Origin of the sequence: Blautia sp. CAG:237 (genome assembly GCF_000436615.1) — a bacterium.
In the GTDB taxonomy this organism is placed as follows: domain Bacteria; phylum Bacillota; class Clostridia; order Lachnospirales; family Lachnospiraceae; genus Blautia_A; species Blautia_A intestinihominis.
Genome location: NZ_FR886675.1, coordinates 20,864 through 30,658, shown reverse-complemented (window position 1 = coordinate 30,658; position 9,795 = coordinate 20,864). Strand labels below are relative to the sequence as shown.

Here is a 9,795-nt window from a genome sequence, read left to right as displayed (position 1 = left end):
GGAGAACGGCCTTCGCAACTTCGAGTGCCCTCCCCTCGTGTGGTTTTTTCAAAACTCGAAGGTCCCTAAGGAAGTACCCTTAGATCACCCAAAAATTATCCGTACAAACAACCTTCCGATAAGTCTCAAACCGGAACCACTTGTTATGTACTTCCGAACGGTTTTCTGAGGTCACATTCTTTGCTTCTTCAAGGAATCTCTCAAGATCCTCTTTGTTTTTCACAAGCAAAGCCATTCCTCTTTCATCGACAACTGGGAGTCCCATGTAGCGGTAGTCTTCGATCTTCTGGATGTCTTCTACTTTGCCGTCACGGATCAGGACTGCTGCCCCGTCCTCAACGGAAAGGATATCAAAGTATTCCGGATATTTGAAGCTGTCTCCGGCAACCGGTACTTCATCACCGACATGATAGGTCTTCTTGGCGGATCCGGCTTTGGACATCATTGCATTTTCCAGATTGAAGTAGAATTCTTCGAATACATAACCGCCGACTTTGATGTCATCTTTCTGGAAGTACGGTTTCTCTCCGTCATTTTCTACGGTTTCAAGTATACCACATGCAGAAGTCATATGGCTTACACGGTCGATCAGGATCATCTCGCCAAGAGTTTTGTGTTTCTTGAACTCGTCAAGTACGATCTTTTCGGCCAGTTCGATCTCGCACAGTGCGATCTCATTTTTTTCGATATAATCTGCTGCGATATGTTCTCCGGTGTTGACATCGATCTTATATTTGATGCTGCGGATAAATCCAGGAATTCTCTTGGTTCCCAGTTTGACCAGATACTCTTTTCCAAGAGTCAGCTTGCTATCATCCATCCAGAGCAGTGTTGCAGTGAAGCTTTTTGCTACGGAGAGCTGTGCCTGGTCGGTGAGGACGCAGCCTCGGCTGACATCCACTTCTTTGTCAAGCTGGATGGTCACTGCCTGTCCTGTCACGGCTTCTTCTACGGAAGTGCTTCCGTTCAGAAGGGATTTGACAGTTGCAGTCTCGTTGCTTGGAAGTGTGGTGATGGTCTGTCCGACTTTGATCTTACCGCTCTCAATCTGTCCCTGAAATCCACGGAATTCATGGTTCGGACGGCAGACTCTCTGTACCGGCATGTAGAATCCTGCTTCGCTCTCTGTCTCTGTCACATCGACAGTTTCCAGATGATCCAGAAGTGTTTTGCCTGTGTACCATGGCATGTTCTCGGATTTGACTGTGACGTTGTCTCCTTCTGTCGCGCTGACAGGAACGATCACAACATCCTGAAGTCCGAGGCTTTCGGAAAGTTCATTGATATCTTTTACGATCTCATTGAATCTTTCTGCGCTGTAGCCTACAAGGTCCATCTTGTTGACTGCAAATACAAAATGATGGATCCCCATCAGGGCGCAGATGCGGCTGTGACGTCTTGTCTGTACCAAAACGCCCTGTTTTGCATCGACAAGGATGATCGCAAGCTGTGCAAAAGAAGCACCAACTGCCATATTTCTCGTATATTCTTCATGTCCAGGTGTATCTGCGACGATGAAGCTTCTCTTGTCTGTTGTAAAATAACGATAAGCAACATCAATGGTGATACCCTGTTCTCTCTCTGCCATCAGACCATCCAGAAGAAGTGAATAGTCGATCGCGCCGCCTCTGGATCCTACCTTACTGTCGAGGATCAGGGCTTTTTCCTGGTCTGCATAAAGCAGTTTGGAATCGTAAAGTATATGTCCGATCAGTGTGGATTTTCCATCGTCCACACTTCCGCAGGTAATAAATTTCAGTAAACCGCTCATCTAGAAGTACCCCTCTCTCTTTCTCTTTTCCATGCTGGCTGCACCGCCGTCAGAATCAATGATTCGACTGGTTCTCTCAGATTCTACAGAACTTAATGTCTCGTCGATGATTGCATCAAGGGTATCTGCATCAGAAAGGATACCGCCGGTCAGTGGATAACAGCCCAGAGTACGGAAACGGACTTTTTTCATTTCCGGTTTCTCACCAGGGTTGAGACGCATGCGGTCATCATCCACCATGATGATATTTCCGTCACGATAAACTACCGGGCGCTCTTTTGCAAAGTAAAGAGGCACGATCGGGATATTTTCTCTTTTTATGTACTGCCAGATATCTTTCTCTGTCCAGTTGGAGATTGGAAAAACACGGATGCTCTCGCCTTTGTTGATCTCTGTATTGTAAAGTTTCCACATCTCCGGTCTCTGGTTCTTCGGATCCCAGGCGTGGTTTTCATTACGGAAAGAAAAGATCCTCTCTTTGGCACGGCTCTTCTCCTCATCACGACGACCGCCTCCGAATGCTGCGGTAAATCCGTATTTATTGAGAGCCTGTTTCAGAGCCTGTGTCTTCATGATATCGGTATAAGCGGATCCGTTGTCAAAAGGATTGATTCCCTGCTTCACACCGTCCTCATTGATATATTCCAGCATCTCGATTCCAAGATCTTTGGCTGTCTTGTCACGAAATTCGATCATTTCCCGGAATTTCCAGGTTGTGTTTACATGTAAAAACGGGAAAGGTGGTTTTTCCGGATAAAAGGCTTTCAGTGCGAGATGAAGCATCACTGAGCTGTCTTTTCCGATGGAATAAAGCATAACAGGTTTTTCGCATTCTGCTGCCACTTCCCGGATGATATATATTGCTTCTGCTTCCAGTTCATCTAAATGTGATAATCCGCTCATAAGTTTTCTCCTGTACTAATATTTATTGGAATTTCGCCGATCAACGCTGATGACCAGCTCACTGCCGTCAGATCTGGTGATGTTCCAGTTGAGGAGATCACCTTTCTGGGTAACGTTCATGGTTCCACCCATGCCGCCGATGTCTGCGCCAAGATAAAATTCAATGGCTCCCATCTTACATTCCTTTACGCAGGAAACGCAGCCCCAGCAGTTCTTTGGATATTTCATGACCGCTTTTTTGTCTTTGATCTGGATCAGGGTACCAGGACATACTTCCTGACATTTACCGCAGCCGACGCATCGGTCCTCACGAATTCGTATGCTCATAAGTATCCCCCTTTACCAGATCCCTGAACAGAATGTGGATCTTGCCGTCTTCCATTCTGGAATTTACGTATTTTTCAAAATTCTGGTCTGTTTCCGGATGATCGAGATTCTCATTGAAAGAATGCCATCTGGTTTCTTTTCTGTTTCTGAGATGTTCGATCAGCACCTGACAGACGAGAAGTCTTTCTTTTAATTCGTATGCAAAAAGAAGTTCATGCATATCTTCTGCACCGACCTGATCGGCAAGTTCGCTCAGTCTTACGATCTTTTCTTCTGCAAGATCCAGCTGTTTCTCATTGAACTGATAGTTGCTGGCGATTCCGCCTGCGTATTCGTCCATGACTTTCTGCATGGCTTCTTCCAGTTCGTCGATGGTAAACAGACCGTTCTGTGCCTTGCGGATCTTTTCGTAATCTTTAATGATCGTCTGTGCCTGTTTTTCGATTTCGGATGTTTCTTCGTTATGATCGTCTTTTAACTGTTCGATGATCGCGAGAGAGGCGATCTTGCCCTCTGCCAGAGCACCGGTCACATATTTCTGAGGACATCCGCCTGCCACATCACCGGCTGCATAAAGTCCGTGGATGGTGGTTTCTCTTCTGGTATCTACCCAGAAACCGCTGGCTGTATGACCGCCTACGATATACGGCTCAGTTCCCTGGATCTCTACGTCCTGTTCGCTTGGCATCTTACCGCTCTCGATCCATTTGAGGGTCTGGCTCGGTGCCATATTCAGGTATGCTTTGAGAAGATCCTGATCCTGATCGGATGTGATACCGGAGGTCTTGAGATAACAAGGGCCATGCCCAAGCTGATTTTCTTTGACAGTTCCATATACACGCTGACTGGTAGTCAGACCGTAAATGTGCTCATAGACTTCGCCTTTGGAGTTGACCTGCTTTGCCTGCACGCCCTGTGCGATAGTTCCTGTCGGAGCGATCGTATCTTTGCAGCGGAGTGCGATAAAACGCATCTCAAAGGTTGTCATCTCTGCACCGGAACGGATTCCCATCGCGTATCCGGCTCCTGTGTTGAATGGCGGATACCACATCTTATGTCTGGAAAATCCCGGGTTGTTTGGTTTGTAGAGGCCGGCTGCTCCGCCTGTTGCGATCAGGACTGCTTTTGCATGGATCACATAGGCTGTTTCTTCCATGATGGAAAAACCGACAGCTCCGTAAACGTTTCCGTTTTCTGTGAGAAGGTCTGTGATATTTACATAATTGAGGACATCTACATTTTTGCTTTTGTATACGGCATCTGCGAGGAGTGGTTTGAAGTTTTCGCCATTGATCTTAATGTTGCGGTTTCCTCTTGCCACGTAGTCTCCGTTTTCGTCCTTGAGGATCACGAGACCAAGTTTTTCCATATCTGCCGTTACTTCATTGAATTCTTCTGCGGCTGTCAGAAGGAGATCGTTTCTGACGATTCCTGCCGCATCTTTGGTTGCGTAATCTACGTAGTCCTGTGGCTTGCGGCCTTTGACGATGTAGGCGTTGATCGCGTTGACACCTGCTGCGAGGCAGCCGCTTCGTTTGATGTTCGCTTTTTCTGCGACGAGAACGGAAGCGTCAGAGTTTCTGCTGATGGTGAGTGCGGCGTAGCAGCCTGCGGTGCCGCCGCCTATGATCAGGACATCTGTATGTAAGTGTTTTACCTGTAAGGGTCTGCTCATGTTTTTTTCTTCCTGACTTTATTCTGTGATCTCGATCTCGTGGATCGTTACGTTTTTTTCTTTGTCGATTCCGAATGCTTTGAGTACCGGGTTTCCTTCTTCCATAAGGGAGAGGATGAGGTATTCAATGGTCGGGTCAAATGCCAGGCGTTTGTCTTCTTCGGATGGACGGGATGGGGATTCCGGATGGGAATGGAAATTTCCGATGATCTTGTATCCATTGGCTCTGGCGTCTTTGAGTGCTGCAAGCTGTTCTTTGGGATCCATGGAGAAGTGTTCTCTGCTGGCGTCTACGTTTGTGAGAAGGTAGACTTTGGTGACGGTGATCTTCTCGGATTCTTTGGTTCCTGCGAGGAGACCGCAGGATTCATTTGGGAGGCCGGCAGTGCAGTGGTCCAGGATGGTGTTGTAGTCTGATTTTTTTATATATAATTTCATAATGGGGGCTCCTCGATATTGTTCTCTGACGTGTGTGAATAAACAGTTCAACGGGGACACGCTCTCGCTGACTTCGACTGGCAGCGGATACACTGTGTACTACGTCCACAGTGTATCGGTCACAATACGGTCACTAAGAACCGGCCGTCTCAGATCATCCCCTTATATTTCAATCCACGTTCCCGCATGGGGAACGACCATTGCTCTTTGACATATTCGACTAATGCCAATTTCACTAATTCAGTTTTAGTGCATGTCACACTCAACCTGCTCGTAGTCGATTAATTTAGTAATGGTAGGATGAACACCACATACCGGACAATCATGGTTTTTCGGCAGTTTAATTGTACGGAAAGTCATAGTCAGGGCATCGTAGGTGAGGAGTCTTCCTGTGAGGAGGTCTCCTTTGCCGATGATGTATTTGACTGCTTCCATTGCCTGGAGGCTTCCGATGACTCCGCCCATGGCTCCGATGACGCCTGCCTGTTTACAGGTTGGGACTGCATCCTTCGGCGGCGGATCTTTGAAGACGCATCTGTAGCATGGTCCTTCTCCTGGGACGTAGGTCATGAGCTGGCCTTTGAAGCGGATGATCCCTGCGTGGGAGAATGGTTTTCCTGCCATGACACATGCATCGTTGATCAGGAATTTTGCCGGGAAATTGTCGGTTCCGTCAATGATGAAGTCGTAGTCTTTGATGATATCCATGATGTTCTCGGATGTGATGAATTTGCGGTATGTATTGACTTTGACATCTGGATTGATCGCCTGCATAGTTTCTTTGGCGGATTTTACTTTGGCTTTGCCGAGGTCGGCTGTTGTGTGGATGACCTGTCTCTGAAGGTTTGAGAGGTCTACCTCATCGGCATCTGCGATTCCGATGGTTCCTACGCCGGCTGCTGCGAGATACATGGCTGCCGGTGCTCCCAGTCCGCCTGCTCCGATGATGAGGACGCTGGCGTTCAGAAGTTTTTTCTGTCCCTTTGCACCAACCTCTTTGAGGATGATGTGGCGGGAATAGCGTTCTAACTGTTCGTTTGTGAATGCCATTATCTTGCGCCTCCTCCCATGAAGTACAGGAATTCGATTTCGTCGCCGTCTTTGACTTCTGTTGTCTCGAAAGCTCCGCTTTCTACGAATTCGTCGTTGATGGTTACGGTTACATACTGAGGTGTTTCCACATCCTCTTTCTCAATTAACTCTTTTACGGTAAGTCCTTCTGGATATTCTTTCTTTTCTCCTGCTACTTTGATAAACATGATTCTTATCTCCTTTATTATAACAAAATTTATGAATTTAATTATCAAATCAAAGTTATATAATTGTGAAATGATAATTAGATATAATCTTCAAACAAAGCTTCAATCTCTTCTGGTTCTTTGAGCCCGACTATTTTGCCTTTCTGTTCGCCGTTTACGAAACAGATGACGGTTGGAGCGGACATGACTTTGTATTGTTCGGCGAGTGCTTTGTCGTAGTTGACGTTGACTTTATAGATGTAAAGGGCGTCTTCGTTTTCGTCTTCGAGGTCTCCGAGGATGCAGGCCATTTGTTTGCATGGGATGCAGGTGTCGGAGTAGAAGTCTACGAGGACTGGTTTGTCTGCCTTTAATACTTTTTCTTCGAAGTTTTCTGCGTTGATCCTGAGTGCCATATCATTCGTCCTCTACTTTCCTGACGATCAGAGTGAAGGTATCGTCGCCGTTGTCGGTGAGCTTCAGGATCTGATGTCCTTCTTCTTTGATGCTTCGCGGTACGTTCTGTACCGGTTCGCCGTTGTTCATACGGACGGCGAGGATCTGTCCGTCATCGAGTTCTTCCAGTGCCACTTTTGCCTTGACAAAGGTCACCGGGCACACAACATCTGTAATATCTACGGTATCATCAATTTTATAATCAGCCATCGTAAGCTCCTTTCAGTACTTCGTACAGTTTACCTTCTCCAACTCTGTCGATCGTGAATTTGAATCTTTCACCTGGTTTTGCGTGATCTCCGAAGAACTGGATCGCTGCATCTGTCACGCGGAAGAGCTGTTCTTCGGAAGTGATCAGTGGCAGGAATTCCTGTCCTTTGCTGATATGGTTTCCAAAAGTACCTCCAAATGATACAAGGAACGCTTCATTTACATCCCATGCATCTACCGGACAGGATTTTGCACAACGTCCGCAGTAGTTGCATTTGTCGGTATCGATCACAAGTTTGTCGTCCTTGAAGGAAATCGCTTCCTCGCGGCAGGCTTTTTCACAGACACCGCAATGGATACATGCATCTTCCTGCCAGGTAACCTGTGCGGCTCCTTTGATTCCTACATCGTTTTCTTCGGCTTTGAGACAGTTGTTCTGGCATCCGGTTACGCCGAATTTGAATTTATGAGGAAGTTCCCTTCCGAAATATCTCTCATTTAACTTAACAGCGATGTCGTAGCTGTTGATATTTCCGCTTGGACAGACTGCATTGCCCTGACATGCTGTTACCGTTCTTACTCTCGGTCCGCAGACACCTGGTTTACATCCGCCTGTGGCAAGATCTGCTGTCACATCATCGATGTCGTTTAATTTGATGAACGGGATCTCAACTCCCTGTCTGGAAGTGAGATGTACGTATCCGTCACCGTATTTCTCAGCTACCTCTGCGATCTTCTTGAGGTTCTCTGCTGTCAGTGTTCCACCGACACAGGCAAGACGCAGGGAAAAGTTGTTTTTCTGTTTCTGGCGCATGAAACCGCCTTTTTTTAATGTTGCATAATCTACTTTTGCCATTTTATTCTCCTTCTATCACTCGTCTGAAATCTTCCTTTAAGTCCTCGATATCTTCAATTCCCACACTGATCCGGATCATGTCATCGTACACACCGGAAAGCTCTTTTTCTTCATTGGAAAGGTGTGCTGCGATGGTGCTTGACGGGTGGATCACCAGTGTCTTGGTGTCTCCGATATTGGATACCAGCCAGGGAAGTTTTAGTTCGTTTAAGATCTGGAAAGCTCTCTCCTTGCTTCCTGTTCTTAAGGTAATGATCGCTCCAAACCCACCATGGAACTGTTTCGCCGCGATCTCATGATATGGATGTTCCTCAAGTCCCGGATAGGAAACGGTGATGCCATGTCCTAATCCGTTCAGGAACTCCGCCAGCTCCATGGCGTTACTACAGTGACGCTGCATTCGAAGTCCCAGGGTTTCAAGTCCCAGATTGTTAAGAAAAGCATTCTGCGGTGCAAGACAGGCTCCCATGCTTCGAAAAAGTCCGTTTCGCAGTTTTGTAAGATAGGCAAATGGTCCGAACTTCTTAAATTCTGCCATCGCCGGATATTTCTCCGGGTCCCATTTAAACTTGCCTCCGCTCACCAGAACTCCGCTGATCGCATCACTGCTTCCGTTTATGTATTTGGATGAGGAATGAATCACAACATCCGCTCCGAGGCGTAATGGCTGGATCAGATATGGGGTTGCAACGGTGTTGTCAACCAGAAACGGAAGTCCATGCTTATGTGCGATCTCTGCCACTCCCTCGATGTCTGTGACATCCAGCTTCGGATTGCCGATCGTCTCTGCAAAAACGGCTCTGGTCTCAGGCATGATCGCCTTTTCAAAAGCATCCGGGGTGTTTTCCTTAACATAGGTTGTGGTGATCCCGTATGCCTTAAGCTCATCCAGAAGTTCTACCGTTCCACCGTAAAGTCCTGCCGCTGCCACAACATGATCACCATTTCGAAGAATGTTCATCAGTGCCATGGTCAGTGCTGCCATTCCGGAGGAACACGCTACACTTCCGACTCCGCCTTCCAGTTTCGACATCCGCTTCTCGAAGGATTCGATCGTCGGATTGTTGATCCTCGTGTAGGAGTAGCCTGCACATTTGTTTGCGAAGATCTTCTCCAGTTCCTCTGCTGTATCGTGACGGAATGCACTGGACTGGTAGATCGGAACCTGTGTCGCGCCGTGAGGATTGCTGTCCTCGCTTCCATGAAGCAAAGTTGTGTTAAAACCGTATTCTTTCATTCCTGTGCTCCTTTGTTTTCCTTTGCTGTTTTGATGGTATTACTATATACCTATAAACATACCATGTCAATAGGTAATGTATGTTTTTTCCAAATTTTTTCATTTTTCTATTTTCAGCTTTCGAAACATATCAAAAAAGGCAGCAGAACACATCTTGCTTTTTTGATATGTTCTGCTGCCTTATGCCACAGAGTGGCTGTCAGATCACGTAATCTCCCATGTTTGAATTCTGTTCCAGAAGATCCTCCAGTGTGATTCCGTCAAAATATTCATTGATCAGCTTATAAAAGCCCTCCCACATCTGAAGTGTCTTACAGGTGGCAGCTCTCTCGCACTGGTTCGGATGATCATCCAGACAGGCAACCGGTGCCATGGATCCCTCTGTAATCCTTAAGATGCTCCCAATCGTATACTCAGAAGGTGTCCTGGCGAGACGATAACCGCCGCCCTTGCCTCTGAGTGCCTTGACAAATTTCTGTTTGCTTAATACGGAAACTATCGATTCCAGATATTTCTCTGAGATCTCCTGTCTCTTCGCAATGTCCATTAACGGAATATATTCTCCTGTATTATGCTCTGCAAGATCCAGCATGACGCGGATCGCATAGCGTCCTCTTGTTGAAATTTTCATGTAAATCCCTCCATATACCTATTATACCACAAGGTTATAGGGATTTCAAGCGA

The 9,795-nt window shown here is 46.7% G+C and carries 12 protein-coding genes; all 12 read right to left on the bottom strand.

The genetic code is table 11. The features are described from left to right. Positions 1-79: 79 nt before the first annotated feature. The 12 genes from QZL69_RS01715 to QZL69_RS01660 all read right to left on the bottom strand — a co-directional run bounded on the left by QZL69_RS01715 (position 80) and on the right by QZL69_RS01660 (position 9,742). The gene (locus QZL69_RS01715) at positions 80-1,771 is read right to left on the bottom strand and encodes a sulfate adenylyltransferase subunit 1 (protein WP_022213501.1); all 1,692 of its coding nucleotides are present in this window, start codon (positions 1,769-1,771) and stop codon (positions 80-82) included. Then, positions 1,772-2,674 carry a sulfate adenylyltransferase subunit CysD gene (gene cysD, locus QZL69_RS01710; protein ID WP_022213500.1) on the bottom strand — a complete coding sequence of 301 codons (903 nt, stop codon included), beginning with the start codon at positions 2,672-2,674 and terminating at the stop codon, positions 1,772-1,774. A 15-nt stretch (positions 2,675-2,689) separates the two neighbouring features. Beyond that, a complete protein-coding gene (locus QZL69_RS01705; RefSeq protein ID WP_022213499.1) occupies positions 2,690-3,001 on the bottom strand; it encodes a 4Fe-4S dicluster domain-containing protein in 312 nt (103 codons plus the stop codon). Beyond that, entirely contained in the window at positions 2,982-4,676 is a 1,695-nt protein-coding gene (locus QZL69_RS01700; RefSeq protein ID WP_022213498.1) for an adenylyl-sulfate reductase subunit alpha, read from the bottom strand. Before QZL69_RS01700 ends, QZL69_RS01705 begins: the two co-directional genes overlap by 20 nt. 18 nt (positions 4,677-4,694) lie before the next feature. After that, positions 4,695-5,114, bottom strand: coding sequence for a M67 family metallopeptidase (locus QZL69_RS01695; protein WP_022213497.1), 420 nt, complete (start codon positions 5,112-5,114; stop codon positions 4,695-4,697). A gap of 246 nt (positions 5,115-5,360) precedes the next feature. Further along, positions 5,361-6,164, bottom strand: a complete 804-nt coding sequence (locus QZL69_RS01690) for a HesA/MoeB/ThiF family protein (protein WP_022213496.1) — start codon at positions 6,162-6,164, stop codon at positions 5,361-5,363. Further along, on the bottom strand, positions 6,164-6,373 hold the full coding sequence (gene thiS / locus QZL69_RS01685; protein ID WP_022213495.1) for a sulfur carrier protein ThiS: 210 nt from the start codon (positions 6,371-6,373) through the stop codon (positions 6,164-6,166). Before thiS ends, QZL69_RS01690 begins: the two co-directional genes overlap by 1 nt. A 77-nt stretch (positions 6,374-6,450) precedes the next feature. After that, positions 6,451-6,768 carry a thioredoxin family protein gene (locus tag QZL69_RS01680; protein ID WP_022213494.1) on the bottom strand — a complete coding sequence of 106 codons (318 nt, stop codon included), beginning with the start codon at positions 6,766-6,768 and terminating at the stop codon, positions 6,451-6,453. A 1-nt stretch (position 6,769) separates the two neighbouring features. Further along, positions 6,770-7,018 (bottom strand): sulfurtransferase TusA family protein, encoded by a 249-nt coding sequence (locus tag QZL69_RS01675; RefSeq protein WP_022213493.1) that lies wholly within the window; start codon positions 7,016-7,018, stop codon positions 6,770-6,772. Further along, on the bottom strand, positions 7,011-7,874 hold the full coding sequence (locus QZL69_RS01670; RefSeq protein ID WP_022213492.1) for a 4Fe-4S binding protein: 864 nt from the start codon (positions 7,872-7,874) through the stop codon (positions 7,011-7,013). Before QZL69_RS01670 ends, QZL69_RS01675 begins: the two co-directional genes overlap by 8 nt. A gap of 1 nt (position 7,875) precedes the next feature. Next, entirely contained in the window at positions 7,876-9,111 is a 1,236-nt protein-coding gene (locus QZL69_RS01665) for an O-acetylhomoserine aminocarboxypropyltransferase/cysteine synthase family protein (protein ID WP_022213491.1), read from the bottom strand. Between the two features lie 199 nt (positions 9,112-9,310). Beyond that, positions 9,311-9,742, bottom strand: a complete 432-nt coding sequence (locus QZL69_RS01660) for an RrF2 family transcriptional regulator (RefSeq protein WP_022213490.1) — start codon at positions 9,740-9,742, stop codon at positions 9,311-9,313. Between the last annotated feature and the right edge of the window lie 53 nt (positions 9,743-9,795).

Coding starts and splice junctions, on each gene's coding strand:
- QZL69_RS01715 (WP_022213501.1), bottom strand. CDS start 1,771: ATGAGCGGTTTACTGAAATTTATTACCTGCGGAAGTGTGGACGATGGA.
- cysD (WP_022213500.1), bottom strand. CDS start 2,674: ATGAGCGGATTATCACATTTAGATGAACTGGAAGCAGAAGCAATATAT.
- QZL69_RS01705 (WP_022213499.1), bottom strand. CDS start 3,001: ATGAGCATACGAATTCGTGAGGACCGATGCGTCGGCTGCGGTAAATGT.
- QZL69_RS01700 (WP_022213498.1), bottom strand. CDS start 4,676: ATGAGCAGACCCTTACAGGTAAAACACTTACATACAGATGTCCTGATC.
- QZL69_RS01695 (WP_022213497.1), bottom strand. CDS start 5,114: ATGAAATTATATATAAAAAAATCAGACTACAACACCATCCTGGACCAC.
- QZL69_RS01690 (WP_022213496.1), bottom strand. CDS start 6,164: ATGGCATTCACAAACGAACAGTTAGAACGCTATTCCCGCCACATCATC.
- thiS (WP_022213495.1), bottom strand. CDS start 6,373: ATGTTTATCAAAGTAGCAGGAGAAAAGAAAGAATATCCAGAAGGACTT.
- QZL69_RS01680 (WP_022213494.1), bottom strand. CDS start 6,768: ATGGCACTCAGGATCAACGCAGAAAACTTCGAAGAAAAAGTATTAAAG.
- QZL69_RS01675 (WP_022213493.1), bottom strand. CDS start 7,018: ATGGCTGATTATAAAATTGATGATACCGTAGATATTACAGATGTTGTG.
- QZL69_RS01670 (WP_022213492.1), bottom strand. CDS start 7,874: ATGGCAAAAGTAGATTATGCAACATTAAAAAAAGGCGGTTTCATGCGC.
- QZL69_RS01665 (WP_022213491.1), bottom strand. CDS start 9,111: ATGAAAGAATACGGTTTTAACACAACTTTGCTTCATGGAAGCGAGGAC.
- QZL69_RS01660 (WP_022213490.1), bottom strand. CDS start 9,742: ATGAAAATTTCAACAAGAGGACGCTATGCGATCCGCGTCATGCTGGAT.